Consider the following 15,149-nt stretch of genomic DNA (forward strand, 5'->3'; position numbering starts at 1 on the left):
GGGGCACAGGTGGAGTGTCAGACGCGGACCGGCTCGCGGTGGCCGTCGTCGTCCCGGTGCGGGGCACGGCCCGCCACGGGCGCCGCCGGCTCCTCGTGGGACAGGTCCGGCAGCCAGTTCAGCCACTTCGGGAAGTACCAGTTCCGGTCTCCCAGCAGTGCCATGACGGCCGGCAGCAGCACGCCCCGGATGACCGTCGCGTCGATCAGGACCGCGGCCGCCAGGCCGATACCCATCTGCTTCATCGACTGCATCGACAGCGTGCCGAAGATCGCGAACACCGCGACCATGATGACCGCCGCGCTCGTCACCACGCCCGCCGTGGTCACCACGCCGTGCGTGATCGCCTCACGGGTCCCTCGGCCCTGCAGCTTCGCCTCGCGGATCCGCGACACCACGAACACGTGGTAGTCCATCGACAGACCGAACAGGATCACGAACAGGAACAGCGGCAGCCAGGAGATGATCGCGCCCACGCCCTCCGCGCCGATCAGGGACGCGCCCCAGCCGTGCTGGAAGACAGCCGTCAGGATGCCGTACGCCGCGCCGACCGACAGCAGGTTGAGGACGATCGAGGTGACCGCGATCGTCAGCGACCTGAACGAGAGCAGCATCAGCCCGAAGGCGAACACCACGACGAAGGCGAACACCGGCGCGACGGCCCCGGCCATCTGGTCGTTGAAGTCCATCGAACCGGCGACCTGACCCGTGATAGGCGCCTCGAGCCCGTCGACCTTGCCCAGCGTGGCCGGCCGTACCTCGTCCCGCAGCATCGTCAGGCTCTTCTCGGCCTTGTCCTGGTCGGAGCCGCCCACCAGGGGCACGTACACGAACGCGAGGTTCTCCGCGTCGTGCTTCACGACCTCGACCGGACCCTGGGACGCACCCGAACTCACCGCGCGCTCACGGAAGTCGGCGATGGCCTGCTGCACCGGCGCGGCATTGATGTCGTCCGCCTTGACGACGACCTCGGCCGGATCCGCCCCGCCGGGGAACGCCTCGTTGAGACGGTCGTACGTCGCCACGATCGGCAGTGAGTCGCCGAACTCCTGGTCCAGCGTGAAGTTCTGGGTCTTCATGCCCACCGCGGGCAGCGCTATCGCCACCAGCGCCCCGGTCGCCACGAGGAGGGAGACCAGCGGCCGCTTGAGCACACCGCCGAGGACCCGGGTCCACACGCGGCTCTCACCGCCGCCGCCGTTGCTGCCCCGCTTGATGCGGTTCAGGAACGGGATCCGGCCCTTCTCCACCCGCTCGCCCAGCAGCGAGAGCAGCGCGGGCAGCACCGTCACGGAGCCGACCATCGCGACCGCCACCACGATCAGCGAGGCGAGACCCATCGACTCGAACTCGCCGATCCCGGTGAAGAGCATGCCCGCCATCGCCACACACACCGTCACGCCGGAGACGACGATGGCCCGGCCGCTGGTCGCCGCGGCGATCAGGATCGCCGTGCGGCCGTCGCGACCCGCTGCGCGCTCCTCGCGCTCGCGCCGCAGATAGAACAGGCAGTAGTCGACGCCGACCGCCAGACCGACCAGCAGCATCACGGAGTTGGCCGAATCGCCCATCGGCATCAGATGGCTGGCCAGACCCATCAGACCCATCGTCGCCATGATGGCGGTGATGGCGAGCAGCACCGGCAGCAGCGCCGCCACCAGAGCGCCGAAGGCGATCAGCAGAATGCCGAGCGCCACCGGCACCGCCGAGTACTCGGCACGCTGGAAGTCCTTGCCGAAGGCCTCCTCGAAGGTCTTGCCCATGCTGGCGCCGCCGATCTGTTCGATCCGCAGCTCCTTGTGCTTGTCCTGGACGCCGGCGACGGCGTCGAGCACCGGCTCGATCCGCTCGGGCGCCGTGTCGGGGTCGCCGCGCACATCGAACTGCACCAGCGCGCTGAACCCGTCCCTGGAGATGGACTTGCTGTCGTACGGCGAGGTCACCGCGGACACTTCACCGGTGTCCTCGACCGCCTTCATCACCTCGTCGACGGCCTTGCGGAAGGCGGGGTCGGTCGCCTTCACCGAACCGTCCCTCGCCTGCATCAGCACCGTCTCGCCGGCCGGCTCGTCGATGCCGGCCTCCTCTGCGATCCGGGCCGCCTGGGTGGTCTCGCCCGACAGTTGGTCGCTCTCCTTGAGTTCGACCCTGCCCGCGGCCGAGCCCGCCACCATGGCAAGCAGCACGAACAGCACCCAGATCCCCACGGCGGCCCAGCGGTGCTGAGCGCTCCAGCCGCCTGCCCGCGCGGCTATGCCGCGCGGACCCCCTCCTGCTCTCCCCATGACCCGCCAGTCCCCTCATGCGTCTGCGTGCGTGTGTGTCCGCGTGTCTTCGCGTATTTGCGTCTTTGCGGGCGTGTGTGCGCGATGTCGGCGATGGACGACTGGTGCAGGTCTGCCGACGGTCCGCACGCAGAGCCCTCTATGAAGCTAGGGGCAGAATCCGGTCGTCTCGTCCTGCTGGCCGGTGACTCGAACAGTCGGGTGTCTCCTCCTTACGGACGGGGGGCATCCCCGACAAGGAGGATGGAAGCCCCTTACATCTAAAGGCGGTTGGGGGTGCAGTCCGTTGTGCGGGGACCTGGCCGGTTTCTTATTGCGAAAGGTTGTTGAGTAAGTCACAGCTGCATGAAGGTCTTGATCTGGGCGCGTCAATCGGTCAGGGTTTCGAACCAGTCCCCGCAAGATTTGCGTCCGCGGGGGCGTTCCCCCCACAAATTGATGACGAGGAGTCCCCTCTTCATGGCAACTCACAAGCGCTCGAGCAGGATCAAGCTGACCGCGGCCATCACCGCCGTCGCTGCCGCAGCCGGAGTCACGCTTCTCAACACCTCGTTCGCAGGCGCAGCGGCGCCCGCAGAGGGCAAGATCTACGGCGCCAACGCCGAAGGTTCGGTCACGGGCAGCTACATCGTGCTGCTGGACGAGAAGGCCGACAAGAAGGATCTGGCCACGGAGTACGGCGGCACGCTGAAGCGCAGCTACAGCTCTGCCGTCAACGGCTTCTCCGCGAGCGGACTTTCGGAGACCGAGGCCAAGCGTCTCGCTGCCGACCCGGCCGTCGCCAAGGTCGTCCAGAACAAGAAGTTCTCCATCAACGCCACCCAGGACAACCCGCCGTCCTGGGGTCTCGACCGGATCGACCAGGCCGACACCGCGGGTGACAGCAAGTACACCTACCCGGACGCCGCGGGCGAGGGCGTCACCGCCTACGTCATCGACACCGGTGTCCGCGTCTCCCACAAGGACTTCGAGGGCCGTGCCTCGCACGGCTTCGACGCTGTGGACAACGACGACTCCGCCGACGACGGCAACGGCCACGGCACGCATGTCGCCGGCACCATAGCCGGTGCCGCGCACGGCGTCGCCAAGAAGGCGAAGATCGTCGCCGTCCGCGTGCTCGACGACAACGGCTCCGGCACCACCGAGCAGGTCGTCGCCGGCATCGACTGGGTCACCAAGAACCACCAGGGCCCGTCGGTCGCCAACATGAGCCTCGGCGGGGGCGTCGACGAGGCCCTCGACGAGGCCGTCCGCAAGGCCATCGCGGCCGGTGTCACCTTCGGTGTCGCCGCCGGTAACGAGTCCTCGGACGCCGGCCAGGGCTCGCCGGCCCGGGTGAAGGAAGCCCTCACCGTCGCCTCCTCCACCAAGGAGGACGGACAGTCGGACTTCTCCAACTTCGGTGAGGTCGTGGACATCTACGCGCCGGGCTCGGACATCACCTCGGCCTGGAACGACAGTGACGAGGGCACCAAGACCATCTCCGGGACCTCCATGGCGACCCCGCACGTCGTCGGCGCCGCCGCGGTCTACCTGGCAGGCCACCAGGAGGCCACCCCGGAGCAGGTCGCCGAGGCCCTCACCGGGGGCGCCACACCCGACAAGATCACCAACCCGAGCGCGGGCACGCCCAACAAGCTGCTGAAGGTCGTCGAGTAACCGACTTCTCGCGGCTGCCGTGCCCTCCCCCACGGGGCATGGCAGCCGCCCTATCGTTGGCACATGACGACGAGGCATGCGGCACTGCTGCGCGGCATCAACGTGGGTGGACACAGAAAGGTCCCTATGGCCGAACTCCGCGCCCTGGTCGAGGAGTTGGGCCACACCGACGTGGCCAGTCATCTGCAGAGCGGCAATGTCGCCTTCAGTAGCGCCGGCGAGGACGAGCAGGAACTCGCCGACGGCCTGGAGCGCGCCATCGAGCAGGTATTCGGGTTCCATGTCGACACCCTGGTGCGCAACGGCTCCTACCTGAAGGCTGTCGTCGACAACTGCCCCTTCCCGGCCGCCGAGCTGGAGGCCAAGCAGCTGCATGTCACCTACCTCTCGGAGCAGGCCGACCCCGAGCGGCTGGCCTCGGTCGACCCCGCCGCCTTCCTGCCGGAGGAGTTCCGGCCGGGAGACCGGGCGCTGTATCTGTACGCGCCGGACGGCCTCGGCCGCTCCAAGCTCGCGGATGCCCTCAGCAGGCCCAGCCTGTTCAAGGGCGTCGTCGCCACCACCCGCAACTGGAACACCGTCGTCAGACTGGCGGAGATGACCCGTGACTGATCCCTTGTCCACGGACGCCGTCAGTGCCGCGATGGAGGCGGAGTTCCGCCTGCTCGATCCGACGGTGCGCTCCTCGGCCGAGCAGCTGGCGGAACTGCTGCACCCGGACTTCCTGGAGGTCGGCACCTCGGGTCAGCTGTGGGACCGGGAGTCGGTCATCGCCGCGCTCACCGCACGGAGCGCGCCCGCGCCGCGGACGATCACGACATCACGGATGAGCGGCGTACAGCTCGCCCCCGATGTCGTCCATCTGACCTTCGACACCGAGTCGGGGGCGCAGCACGCGCACCGCAGCTCGCTGTGGCGGCTGACCGGGAGCACCTGGCTGCTCTACTTCCATCAGGGCACGCGCTTCGGCGACGAGGGCCCGATCGCCACGCACGACAACCACGGGCTCGCTGACGGGTAGGGCGGCCTCAGCGAGCACAAGTGGCCCACTGAACCAGTACTCATGTGGCCCGAGGTGATGTGACACTTCCGGCCTAGGGTCGCCGTATGACCGCACTCGGGCCTTCTGCCACCGTCGACTTCTACTTCGACCCCGCCTGTCCCTTCGCATGGATCACCTCGCGCTGGATCCTCGAGGTCGAGCAGGCGCGCGGCCTCGATCTGCGCTTCCGTGTGATGAGCCTGTATCTGCACAACGTCGGCAATGAACTGCCCGACTGGTACCGCGAGTTGGTCGACCGCTCGATCGGACCTGTACGGGTGGCGGCTGCGGCGGCGCAGCAGCACGGCGAGCACGTGCTGCGCGATCTCTACACCGCGCTCGGCACCCGGATCCACCGTGACAAGAACACGGACTTCGACGAGGTCGTCGCCCAGTCCCTGGCCGAGGTCGGCCTGCCCGCCGCCCTCGCCGCTGCGGCGCACGACGATGCCTATGACGAGGCGGTGCGCCGCAGCCACGACGCGGGCAAGGACCCGGCCGCCGGCGGCTATGTGGGCACGCCGACCATCCACCTCGACGGGGCGGTCTGGTTCGGCCCCGTACTCAACTCGATCCCGCGCGGCCAGGAGGCCGTACGGCTCTTCGACAGCTTCCGCGTCCTGGCAGGCCATCCCGACCTGTTCGAGCTCAAGCGCACCCGCACCGGCAGTCTGACCTTCGACTGACGCGCGAGGAGCTATCGCGCCGGCTCCTGTCGCGTTTGTTCAAGAACGCGGTCCGTGCCCGGGCATAGCGTCCCGGGCATGGACAAGGACACCGTGTACCCCCATCTGACCGAGTGCGCCGCCGAGGCCGCCCGTATCGCCCAGGGTGTCGCAGCCGGGCAGCTTCCCGCGCCGACACCCTGCACGGACTGGGACGTCCGAGGCCTCGCCAACCACCTCGTCCTCTACACCTCCCACGGACTGGAACACCGCGCCCTGCGCAAGCCACTGCCCGATGCGCTCGCGTCCCGTGACTTCACCGCCGACACCGACTGGGCCGCCCGGTACGCGGCTCAGCTGGACCGGGCCCTCACCGCCTGGTCCGATCCGGCGGTCTGGGAGGGAGAGGTGGATCTCGGTTTCACGACGATGCCCGCGGCGGAGATCGCCTCCCTCATCACCAAGGAACTCGCGGTCCACGGCTGGGACCTCGCCCGCGCCACCGGCCAGGAGCACCGAATCTCCGACGGTGCGGGCGCGCTGGTCCTCGCCGTCGTCGAGCAGCACGCCGACGTCTACCGCCAGTACGACGGCTTCGCCACGCCCGTCCCCGCCCCGGACTCGGCCCCGGCCTTCCGGCGCGCACTGGCCGCCACGGGACGTGACCCGGGCTGGACCGCCCGGACAGGGCCTGGCGTGCCGGGAATTCAGTTGCCTCGCGTCGCCCCGAGCTGACTGGATTCTCCTCATGACAGCCATTCAGGGCACATACGATGATCTGTTCACTGCCGTGCCCAGCGCGCTGGCGGCACTGCTGGACGAGGGAGACGCCGGTGGCTCGGTGGCCGTCTTCGTGGACGGCCGGCCGGTGGTGGACGTCTGGGGCGGATTCACCGACGCCGACCGTACGATGCCGTGGCAGCGCGACACGATCGTCAACGTCTGGTCCGTCACCAAGACGATGACCGCGCTGTGCGCGCTGGTTCTCGCCGACCGTGGCGAACTCGACCTGGCCGCGCCGGTCGCCCGGTACTGGCCGGAGTTCGCCGCGGCGGGCAAAGAGAAGGTGCTGGTACGCCACCTGCTCGCGCACACGGCCGGCCTGCCCGACTGGGACGGGCCGGTGGCAGAGCTGTACGACTGGACGTCCGCCACGGCACGACTGGCAGCGCAGGCTCCGCAATGGGAGCCGGGCAGCGAGGCCGGATACCACTCGCTCACCCAGGGATTCCTCGTGGGCGAGGTCGTACGCCGCATCACCGGCCGGACCCTGGGCGCGTTCTTCGCCGACGAGGTTGCCGGCCCGCTGGGCGCGGACTTCCACATCGGCCTGCCCGCCGAGCACGACCACCGGGTGGCGCTCACGATCCCGCCACAGTCCCGGGACGACGGCTACGCCGCGAGTGCCCCCGGCGGCGGCGCGGCTCCCGCCGCCGGGACCCCGATTCGGGTCCACGACGGGAACAGCGTGGCCTGGCGCCGTGCGCAGATCCCTGCGGCGAACGGGCTCGGCAACGCCCGCTCGGTCGCCCTCGTCCAGTCCGTGATGGCCTGCGGAGGATCGGTGCGGGGAGCGCGGCTGCTGTCGCAGGCGGGTTGTGACCGTGCCCGGGAGGAGCAGTTCCACGGCGATGACCGCGTCCTGGGCATGCCGATGCGCTGGGGTCTGGGCTACGGACTCTTCGGCAACACCTACGGGTGGGGCGGTTGGGGCGGCTCACTGGTCATGATCGATCCGGACGCCCGTATGGCAGTGGCGTACGTGACACATCAGATGCGCGAACCGGCGGACGACAATCGGGGCCTGGAGATCGTCACGGCCGCGTATGACGGGCTCACGGGTCTGCGCGCCTGATCCCACGGGTCACATGGCAGCACAGGCTCGCCGGCACAGGTGCTTCCGGTCAGGCGCTGACCGAGAGCGCCCGCCGGCCCTGCCGTGTCCGCGCCGCCTCGTCGAACCGCGCGACCAGCAGCCGCGCCAGCTCGGGGGAGGGACCCAGCACATCCGCCAGCGCATCGGCGCCCGCCTCGTGCGCGCCGGCCGCGATGCGGTCGGGAAGGCGGCCCGGGGCGATCACGTACGGGGCGACCGCCACGCGGTGCACGCCCGTGGCGCGCAGCTCTCGTACGGCGTCCTCGGTACGGGGAAGAGATGCGGAGGCGAACGCAGGCCGCACGGCGCACCAACCGGTGTGCCGCAGCTCCCGCGCCATTTCAGCGATCACTGCGATCGCCTCCGGGTCGGTGGAACCCGCCGCCGCCAGGACCAGGCCGGTGGAGCCCCGGTCGGCAGGGGTGAGGCCCGCCTCGTACAGCCGGCGCTCCACCGCGCCCAGCAGCAGGGGGGACGGGCCCAGTACCTCGGCCTGGCGGATGCGCAGGCGGGGGTGCCTGGCCCGTGCGGAGTCGAGGACGGACGGGATGTCGGCCTTGGCGTGAAAGGCCCGTGTCAGCAGCAGCGGCAGTGCCACCACGTCCTGTACGCCGTCGTTCGCCATCCGCTCCAGGACCTGCGGCACGGAGGGCGCGTTGAAGTCGAGGAACGCCGTCGATACGCGCAGCCCCGGCCGCAGCGACCGCACATGCCGGGTGAGGGCGTGGACGGTCGCCGCGTGCCGCGGATCGCGGCTGCCGTGGGCGATGACGAGGAGGACGGGGCCGTGCATGGTGGAACTCAGCTCTTGACGAGGAGGCCGCGGCTGCGCAGGACGCGGCGTTCCAGGGGCGAGAAGAACAGGAGGTCGATGCCGATGCCGACGATCAGGATCAGGATGATCGTGGCGAGCACACCCGACATGTCGCTGTAGGTACGGAAGTTCTCCATCAGCTGGCCGAGACCCGTCCCGAGGTCGGGCGAGTTGGCGATCAGTTCGGCCGCCATCAGCGAGCGCCAGGAGAATGCCCAGCCCTGCTTGAGTCCGGCCAGATAGCCGGGCAGCGCGGCAGGCAGCAGGACATGCCGGATGCCGTTGATCCCGGTTGCGCCGATGGTGCGGCCCGCCCGCAGATAGAGCGGCGGGATCTGGTCGACGCCCGCCACCAGGCCGTTGGCGATGGACGGTACGGCTCCGAGCAGGACCACGGCGTAGATCGTCGCGTCCGTCAGCCCGAACCAGATGATCGCGGCCGGGACCCACGCCACCGACGGCAGGGACTGCAGACCCGACAGGATCGGGCCGATCGCCGCCCGCACCGGCCTGACCCGGGCGACCAGCAGACCGAGTGGCGTACCGATGGCGACGGAGACGGCGAAGCCGAGGGCGCCGCGCGAGAGGCTGGTCCAGATGTAGCCGAGGAGGGTGCCGTCGAGCCACATCTGCGAAATGGAGTGCCAGACATCCACCGGCCCGGGCAGGACGTAGTCCGGCTTGAGGTCGGAGGCGGCGGCGAACTGCCAGACCGTGATGACCAGGACGACCGCGATCAGCGGCGGAACGATCTTGGAGAGCAGGATGCTGCCGACGGACACCCGTTCGGCAGCCGGTGCCGTGTCGAGCGCGTCCAGGCCGGCTTCGAGCCCGGCCAGATCATGCTTCGCGGTGGTGTCAGTGCTGGCCATGGCGGCGGATCTCCCCACGCAACTGTTCAGTGATCTCGACGGAGAGCTCCGCCACCGCGGAGTCCTCGATCCGGCGCGGCTGCGGGATGTCGATCTGCCACTCGCGGGCGATGCGCCCCGGCCGCGACGACAGGAGCACGACGCGCTCCGCGAGGCGGACGGCCTCACGGACGTTGTGGGTGACGAAGAGGACCGAGATGCTGGTCTCGGACCAGATGCGCGTCAGCTCCTCGTGCAGCACATCGCGCGTGATGGCGTCGAGCGCGGCGAACGGCTCGTCCATCAGCAGGAGCTGGCTGTCCTGGGCGAGCGCGCGGGCGAGCGCGACACGCTGTCGCATACCGCCCGAGAGCTCGTGCACCCGCTTGCCGTACGCGCCCCGCAGCCGTACGAGTTCGAGCAGCCGCTCCGCCTCGTCGCGCCGGTCCGACTTGGCCATGCCCCGCATCTTCAGGGCGAGTTCGATGTTCTTGCCCGCGGTGAGCCAGGGGAAGAGCGCATGCTCCTGGAACATCAGCGCCGGACGCCCGCCGGGTACCTCGATGGCCCCGGCGGACGGCAGGTCGAGCCCTGCGACCAGATTGAGCAGCGTGGACTTCCCGCAGCCGGAAGCCCCCAGGAGGGTCACGAACTCACCGGGACCGACGTCGATGCTGACATCGTCCAGCACCAACTGCTGGGCGCCGGCCCGGCCGAACGACTTCGACACATGGTCGAGACGTGCGGCGTACGGCACCGTGTCGGCGACCGCTGTGGCCTGCTTGACGAGAGTGGTTGCCATGAGTCTCACCTCCTGAGGGCGTTACGGCGATGGCTGCGGTTACTTGACGCCGAGGCCGGCGTCGGCGACGGTGGGCTGTCCCTCTGCCTTCAGCACCTTGTTGAGCAGCGTCAGGTCGTAGATGCCCTCGAGCAGCGGGTCCTCGAGCAGACCGGCCTTGACCGCGTGATCGGCCTCGTCGCGCAGCGTCGAGGCGAGCGGGTCGTTGATGATCTCGACGTTCTTGAACGCCGGGTCGAGCACCTCGGCGGGCAGCTCCTTGCCGGAGTCCGCCTTCAGCCTGCTGTTGACCGAGGCCTTGGCCTTGTCGGGGTTGGCGGCGATCCACGCGTTGGTCTTCACCGAACCGCGCAGCACGGCCTCGACGACATCCGGGTGCTCCTTGAGGAACTTCTGGGAGACGATCACGTTCGTGATGACGAACTTGCCGTCCTTCCACAGCGTCTTCTCGTCGAGCAGCACCTTGCCGCCGCCCGCGACCAGCTTGGACGCGGTGGGCTCGGGCACCCAGGCGCCGTCCAGCGCGCCGGACTCGAAGGAGGCGGGGATCTCCTTGTTGTCCTGGCGGACGACCGTGACATCGCCCTTGCCGGTGTTGGCGTCGACCTTCAGGCCCTTCTCCGACAGGTAGTTGAGCAGCGCCACGTCCTGGGTGTTGCCGAGCTGCGGGGTGGCGATGCGCTTGCCCTTGAGGTCGTCCAGGGACTTGATCTTCTCGGAGTTGACGACCAGCGAGACACCGCCGGAGGCCGAACCGGAGATGATGCGCAGGTTCTGGCCGTCCGACTTCGTGAAGCCGTTGATCGAGGGGGAGGGGCCGATCCAGCCGATGTCGATGGCGCCGGCGTTGAGGGCCTCGATCTCGGACGGACCTGCGTTGAAGACCTGCGGCTTGATCTCGGTGCCGCCGAGCTCCTTCTGGATCAGGCCTTCCTGGAGGCCGACCAGGGCCGTGGCGTGGGTGACGTTGGCGAAGTAACCGATCTTCACCTCGTCGAGGCCGCCGATCTTCTCACCCTTGGCGGCGGGGGCGACCTTGTCGTTGTCCTTGGCCTCGGAGCCGTAGCCGCAGGCGGTGAGCGCCACGGCCAGCAGGGGCAGGGCGGCTGCTGCGGCGAGGCTGCGGCGCAGGGTGGTACGGGTGGCAGGCACGGGAGGCTTTCCTCTCGTTGGCCCGGCGGTCACGCTCTTACGGCGTGGCCGGGAAGTCGGCGTGTTTTCGGCGGTGCGGGGTGCGGGGGGTGTGGGCGCGCAGGCAGTGCGCGTACGTCATCGCGCACATCGCGCCACTCCGCCCGTGCCCGCGCCGAGGGCGCCGCTGCCGACGCGGCCGCCCTCCTTGGCGAAGGTCGAGTAGATGTCGCTCATCATCAGAAGTCCCAGGCTGCGTCGTCGTCGGCGGACTGTTCGGCCGGTGCGGCCTTGGCGGTGGCGAACGCGTCGCCCGCCATGCCGGCTGCGAGGGTCGTGCCGTCCGCGGGGTCGATCAGCAGGAAGGATCCGGTACGGCGGGAGTGCGCGTACGAGTCCAGCGCGAGGGGCTCTGCGGTGCGGACCTTCACACGGCCGATGTCGTTGGCGACCAGCTGCCCGGGGGCCGGGTGCTGGGACAGATCGTCCAGGGTGAGCTTGGACGGGATCTCCTTCACGATCGCCTTGACCGTGCGGGTGGTGTGCTTGAGCAGCACCCGCTGGCCCACCGTGAGCGGCTGGTCGGCGACATGGCAGACCGTTGCTTCGACGTCCTGCGATGTCGCGGGGGCGTCATCGCTCGGGACGACGAGGTCGCCGCGGGAGATGTCGATGTCGTCCTCCAGCAGGAGGGTGACCGACTGCGGGGTCCAGGCGACATCGACCGGCGTGCCGAGCAGGTCGATCCCGGCGATCTTCGACGTACGGCCGGACGGCAGCACCGTCACGCTCTCGCCGACGCGGAAGGTGCCGGCCGCGATCTGGCCCGCATAGCCGCGGTAGTCGGGGTGCTCGGCGGTCTGCGGGCGGATCACGTACTGCACCGGGAAACGGGCGTGGCAGCTCGTCAGATCGTGGCTGACCGGCACGGTCTCCAGGTGCTCGAGCACCGTCGGGCCGCCGTACCAGTCCATGTGGGCGGAAGGGTCCACGACGTTGTCACCGACGAGCGCGGAGATCGGGATCGCGGTGATCTCCGGGACGCCGAGCTCGCTCGCGTACGCGGTGAACTCCTCGGCGATCTTGGCGAAGACCGGCTCGGCGTAGTCGACGAGGTCCATCTTGTTCACCGCGAGCACCACGTGCGGGACGCGCAGCAGCGCGGCGATCGCGGCATGGCGGCGGGTCTGCTCGACCACGCCGTTGCGCGCGTCGACCAGGACCACGGTGAGCTCGGCGGTGGAGGCGCCGGTGACCATGTTCCGCGTGTACTGCACATGCCCGGGGGTGTCGGCCAGGATGAACCGGCGCCGCGGGGTGGCGAAGTAGCGGTAGGCGACATCGATGGTGATGCCCTGCTCCCGCTCCGCCCGCAGACCGTCGGTCAGCAGCGCCAGGTCCGGAGCCTCCTGGCCACGGCTGCGCGAGGCGTGCTCGACGGCCTCCAGCTGATCGGCGAGCACCGACTTGGAGTCGTGCAGCAGTCGGCCGACGAGCGTGGACTTGCCGTCGTCGACGGAGCCCGCGGTGGCGAAGCGCAGCAGCGTGGTCGCCGACAGCTGGGCGGTGAGCTGCTCGGTGGTGCTGGTCATGGTTAGAAGTACCCTTCGCGCTTGCGGTCTTCCATCGCGGCCTCGGACAGCTTGTCGTCGGCGCGGGTCGCGCCCCGCTCGGTGAGCCGGGAGGCGGCGATCTCGGCGATCACGGCGTCCAGCGTGGTGGCCTCGGAGTCCACCGCGCCGGTGCAGGACATGTCGCCGACCGTGCGGTAGCGGATCAGCCGCTTCTCGACCGGCTCGGTGTCCTTGGGGCCGCCCCACTCGCCTGCGGTCAGCCACATGCCACTGCGGGCGAACACCTCGCGCTCGTGCGCGAAGTAGATCTCCGGAAGCTCGATCTGCTCGCGCTGGATGTACTGCCACACGTCCAGCTCGGTCCAGTTGGACAGCGGGAAGACGCGGACGTGCTCCCCGGGCGCGTGGCGGCCGTTGTAGAGCTGCCACAGCTCGGGGCGCTGGCGGCGCGGGTCCCACTGCGAGAACTCGTCGCGCAGCGAGAACACCCGCTCCTTGGCGCGCGCCTTCTCCTCGTCGCGGCGGCCTCCGCCGAACACCGCGTCGAAGCGGTGCTGCTGGATGGCCTCGGTCAGCGGCACGGTCTGCAGCGGATTGCGGGTGCCGTCGGGGCGCTCGCGCAGCTTGCCCGCGTCGATGTACTCCTGCACGGAGGCGACGTGCAGCCGCAGCCCGTGCTCGGCGACGGTGCGGTCGCGGTACTCGATGACCTCGGGGAAGTTGTGCCCGGTGTCCACATGCAGCAGCGAGAAGGGGATCGCGGCGGGCGCGAAGGCCTTCAGCGCCAGGTGCAGCATGACGATCGAGTCCTTGCCGCCCGAGAACAGGATCACCGGCCGCTCGAACTCACCCGCCACCTCACGGAAGATGTGCACCGCCTCGGACTCCAGGGCGTCCAGGTGGGTCAGCGCGTACGGGCTGTCGCTGGTCTCGGTCACGACATTGACACTCGTGGTCATGCCAGGCCCCTCTCGGTCAGCAGCGCGTGCAGCGCCGCAGCGGACTCCTGCACGGTCTGGGTGTGGGACTCGATCCGCAGGTCCGGGGCCTTCGGCTCCTCGTACGGGTCGTCCACACCCGTCAGCCCGCTGAGCTCGCCCGCCGCCTGCTTGGCGTACAGCCCCTTCACATCGCGCACGGAGCACACCTCGACCGGAGTCGCCACATGCACCTCGAGATACGGGGTGGCTTCCTGCTGGTGGCGCCCACGCACGGCTTCGCGGCTGTCGGCGAACGGCGCGATGACCGGGACCAGGACCTTCACACCGTTCGAGGCGAGCAGCTCGGCGACGAAACCGATGCGCTGGACGTTGGTGTGCCGGTCGTCGCGGCTGAAGCCGAGGCCCGCCGAGAGGAACTCGCGGATCTCGTCGCCGTCGAGGACCTCGACGCGGTGCCCCTCCTCGCTCAGCCGGCCCGCCAGCTCGTACGCGATGGTGGTCTTACCGGCGCTCGGCAGCCCGGTGAGCCAGATGGTGGCCCCTGTCACGTGCTTCTCCAAAGAACTCTGATCGGTCGTCATCAGCCGTGCAGCCCGCATTCGGTCTTGCCGCGGCCCGCCCAGCGGCCGGCGCGGGCGTCCTCGCCCTCCAGCACCCGGCGGGTGCACGGGGCACAGCCGACGGAGGCGTAGCCGTCCATGAGCAGGGGATTCGTCAGGACACCGTGCTCGGCGACGTACGCGTCCACGTCGTCCTGCGTCCAGCGGGCGATCGGCGAGACCTTGACCTTCTGCCGCTTCTCGTCCCAGCCGACGACCGGGGTGTTCGCCCGGGTCGGGGACTCGTCGCGGCGCAGGCCCGTCGCCCACGCGTCGTACGCGGCCAGTCCGTCTTCGAGAGGCTTGACCTTGCGCAGCGCGCAGCACAGGTCGGGGTCGCGGTCGTGCAGCTTCGGGCCGTACTGCGCGTCCTGCTCGGCGACCGTCTGACGGGGCGTGAGGGTGATGACATTGACGTCCATCACCGCGTCCACCGCGTCGCGGGTGCCGATGGTCTCCTCGAAGTGGTAGCCGGTGTCCAGGAACACGACGTCCACGCCGGGGAAGGCACGCGAGGCGAGATGGGCGACGACCGCGTCCTCCATCGATGAGGTGACGCAGAAGCGCGGGCCGAACGTCTCGGCGGCCCACGTGAGGATCTCGAGGGGTGATGCCTCCTCGAGATCCCGGCCCGCGGCCTCGGCGAGCGTCCGCAGTTCCGCCGCGGTGCGCGCCTGAGTGGTCGTCATGATGATTCCTCCCCGCCGTGGTTGCTCTGCACGCCCCGGGACAGGAGCCCGAGGAACGACAGGCGGAACGCCCGGTTGCAGGAGGCGCATTCCCATGCGCCGTGACCCGCCTCGGAAGGGCGCAGGTCCTCGTCCCCGCAGTAAGGGCAGTAGAACGGCGCAGCTCGCTCGCTCACAGCGCCTCCCCGGTCCGGGCATTGTGCAGTCCCGGTATGTGACCC

Annotated in this window: 16 protein-coding genes; 6 read left to right on the forward strand and 10 right to left on the reverse strand. The window is 69.6% G+C overall.

Annotated elements, in window-relative coordinates:
- Window positions 1-17: 17 nt before the first annotated feature.
- Complete coding sequence (locus tag ABZ208_RS22125) at window positions 18-2,285, reverse strand: MMPL family transporter (RefSeq protein ID WP_356911173.1); 2,268 nt, start codon at window positions 2,283-2,285, stop codon at window positions 18-20.
- Between the two features lie 459 nt (window positions 2,286-2,744).
- Between ABZ208_RS22125 and ABZ208_RS22130 the strand changes: the two genes are divergently transcribed.
- The 6 genes from ABZ208_RS22130 (at window position 2,745) to ABZ208_RS22155 (ending at window position 7,506) form a co-directional block, all read left to right on the forward strand.
- A complete protein-coding gene (locus tag ABZ208_RS22130; RefSeq protein ID WP_356911174.1) occupies window positions 2,745-3,944 on the forward strand; it encodes a S8 family peptidase in 1,200 nt (399 codons plus the stop codon).
- Between the two features lie 63 nt (window positions 3,945-4,007).
- Entirely contained in the window at window positions 4,008-4,556 is a 549-nt protein-coding gene (locus tag ABZ208_RS22135; protein WP_356911175.1) for a DUF1697 domain-containing protein, read from the forward strand.
- Window positions 4,549-4,965 carry a nuclear transport factor 2 family protein gene (locus ABZ208_RS22140; protein ID WP_356911176.1) on the forward strand — a complete coding sequence of 139 codons (417 nt, stop codon included), beginning with the start codon at window positions 4,549-4,551 and terminating at the stop codon, window positions 4,963-4,965. Before ABZ208_RS22135 ends, ABZ208_RS22140 begins: the two co-directional genes overlap by 8 nt.
- 86 nt (window positions 4,966-5,051) lie before the next feature.
- Entirely contained in the window at window positions 5,052-5,672 is a 621-nt protein-coding gene (locus ABZ208_RS22145) for a DsbA family protein (protein ID WP_356911177.1), read from the forward strand.
- Window positions 5,673-5,750: 78 nt separating this feature from the next.
- Window positions 5,751-6,386, forward strand: coding sequence for a TIGR03086 family metal-binding protein (locus ABZ208_RS22150; protein WP_356911178.1), 636 nt, complete (start codon window positions 5,751-5,753; stop codon window positions 6,384-6,386).
- A 13-nt stretch (window positions 6,387-6,399) separates the two neighbouring features.
- Window positions 6,400-7,506, forward strand: coding sequence for a serine hydrolase domain-containing protein (locus ABZ208_RS22155; protein WP_356911179.1), 1,107 nt, complete (start codon window positions 6,400-6,402; stop codon window positions 7,504-7,506).
- A gap of 49 nt (window positions 7,507-7,555) precedes the next feature.
- Here the strand turns inward: ABZ208_RS22155 and ABZ208_RS22160 are convergent, their stop codons facing one another.
- The 9 genes from ABZ208_RS22160 to ABZ208_RS22200 form a co-directional block, all read right to left on the reverse strand.
- Window positions 7,556-8,320 carry a sirohydrochlorin chelatase gene (locus ABZ208_RS22160; protein WP_356911180.1) on the reverse strand — a complete coding sequence of 255 codons (765 nt, stop codon included), beginning with the start codon at window positions 8,318-8,320 and terminating at the stop codon, window positions 7,556-7,558.
- Window positions 8,321-8,328: 8 nt separating this feature from the next.
- Window positions 8,329-9,213 (reverse strand): ABC transporter permease, encoded by an 885-nt coding sequence (locus ABZ208_RS22165; protein WP_328394882.1) that lies wholly within the window; start codon window positions 9,211-9,213, stop codon window positions 8,329-8,331.
- The gene (locus ABZ208_RS22170) at window positions 9,200-9,994 is read right to left on the reverse strand and encodes an ABC transporter ATP-binding protein (RefSeq protein ID WP_328394880.1); all 795 of its coding nucleotides are present in this window, start codon (window positions 9,992-9,994) and stop codon (window positions 9,200-9,202) included. The genes ABZ208_RS22165 and ABZ208_RS22170 overlap by 14 nt, the downstream gene beginning before the upstream one ends.
- A 39-nt stretch (window positions 9,995-10,033) precedes the next feature.
- The gene (locus tag ABZ208_RS22175; protein WP_356911181.1) at window positions 10,034-11,146 is read right to left on the reverse strand and encodes an aliphatic sulfonate ABC transporter substrate-binding protein; all 1,113 of its coding nucleotides are present in this window, start codon (window positions 11,144-11,146) and stop codon (window positions 10,034-10,036) included.
- A gap of 218 nt (window positions 11,147-11,364) precedes the next feature.
- Window positions 11,365-12,717, reverse strand: coding sequence for a GTP-binding protein (locus ABZ208_RS22180; RefSeq protein ID WP_356911182.1), 1,353 nt, complete (start codon window positions 12,715-12,717; stop codon window positions 11,365-11,367).
- Window positions 12,718-12,719: 2 nt separating this feature from the next.
- Window positions 12,720-13,658, reverse strand: coding sequence for a sulfate adenylyltransferase subunit CysD (cysD, locus tag ABZ208_RS22185; protein WP_356911183.1), 939 nt, complete (start codon window positions 13,656-13,658; stop codon window positions 12,720-12,722).
- The gene (cysC, locus tag ABZ208_RS22190; protein WP_356911184.1) at window positions 13,655-14,221 is read right to left on the reverse strand and encodes an adenylyl-sulfate kinase; all 567 of its coding nucleotides are present in this window, start codon (window positions 14,219-14,221) and stop codon (window positions 13,655-13,657) included. Before cysC ends, cysD begins: the two co-directional genes overlap by 4 nt.
- Window positions 14,221-14,928, reverse strand: a complete 708-nt coding sequence (locus ABZ208_RS22195) for a phosphoadenylyl-sulfate reductase (RefSeq protein ID WP_356911185.1) — start codon at window positions 14,926-14,928, stop codon at window positions 14,221-14,223. Before ABZ208_RS22195 ends, cysC begins: the two co-directional genes overlap by 1 nt.
- Window positions 14,925-15,104 carry a hypothetical protein gene (locus ABZ208_RS22200; protein ID WP_328394868.1) on the reverse strand — a complete coding sequence of 60 codons (180 nt, stop codon included), beginning with the start codon at window positions 15,102-15,104 and terminating at the stop codon, window positions 14,925-14,927. The genes ABZ208_RS22195 and ABZ208_RS22200 overlap by 4 nt, the downstream gene beginning before the upstream one ends.
- Between the last annotated feature and the right edge of the window lie 45 nt (window positions 15,105-15,149).

It is taken from the genome of Streptomyces sp. NPDC006208, from assembly GCF_040613775.1.
Lineage (GTDB): Bacteria > Actinomycetota > Actinomycetes > Streptomycetales > Streptomycetaceae > Streptomyces.

Coding starts and splice junctions, on each gene's coding strand:
- ABZ208_RS22125 (WP_356911173.1), bottom strand. CDS start 2,285: ATGGGGAGAGCAGGAGGGGGTCCGCGCGGCATAGCCGCGCGGGCAGGC.
- ABZ208_RS22130 (WP_356911174.1), top strand. CDS start 2,745: ATGGCAACTCACAAGCGCTCGAGCAGGATCAAGCTGACCGCGGCCATC.
- ABZ208_RS22135 (WP_356911175.1), top strand. CDS start 4,008: ATGACGACGAGGCATGCGGCACTGCTGCGCGGCATCAACGTGGGTGGA.
- ABZ208_RS22145 (WP_356911177.1), top strand. CDS start 5,052: ATGACCGCACTCGGGCCTTCTGCCACCGTCGACTTCTACTTCGACCCC.
- ABZ208_RS22150 (WP_356911178.1), top strand. CDS start 5,751: ATGGACAAGGACACCGTGTACCCCCATCTGACCGAGTGCGCCGCCGAG.
- ABZ208_RS22155 (WP_356911179.1), top strand. CDS start 6,400: ATGACAGCCATTCAGGGCACATACGATGATCTGTTCACTGCCGTGCCC.
- ABZ208_RS22160 (WP_356911180.1), bottom strand. CDS start 8,320: ATGCACGGCCCCGTCCTCCTCGTCATCGCCCACGGCAGCCGCGATCCG.
- ABZ208_RS22165 (WP_328394882.1), bottom strand. CDS start 9,213: ATGGCCAGCACTGACACCACCGCGAAGCATGATCTGGCCGGGCTCGAA.
- ABZ208_RS22170 (WP_328394880.1), bottom strand. CDS start 9,994: ATGGCAACCACTCTCGTCAAGCAGGCCACAGCGGTCGCCGACACGGTG.
- ABZ208_RS22180 (WP_356911182.1), bottom strand. CDS start 12,717: ATGACCAGCACCACCGAGCAGCTCACCGCCCAGCTGTCGGCGACCACG.
- cysD (WP_356911183.1), bottom strand. CDS start 13,658: ATGACCACGAGTGTCAATGTCGTGACCGAGACCAGCGACAGCCCGTAC.
- cysC (WP_356911184.1), bottom strand. CDS start 14,221: ATGACGACCGATCAGAGTTCTTTGGAGAAGCACGTGACAGGGGCCACC.
- ABZ208_RS22195 (WP_356911185.1), bottom strand. CDS start 14,928: ATGACGACCACTCAGGCGCGCACCGCGGCGGAACTGCGGACGCTCGCC.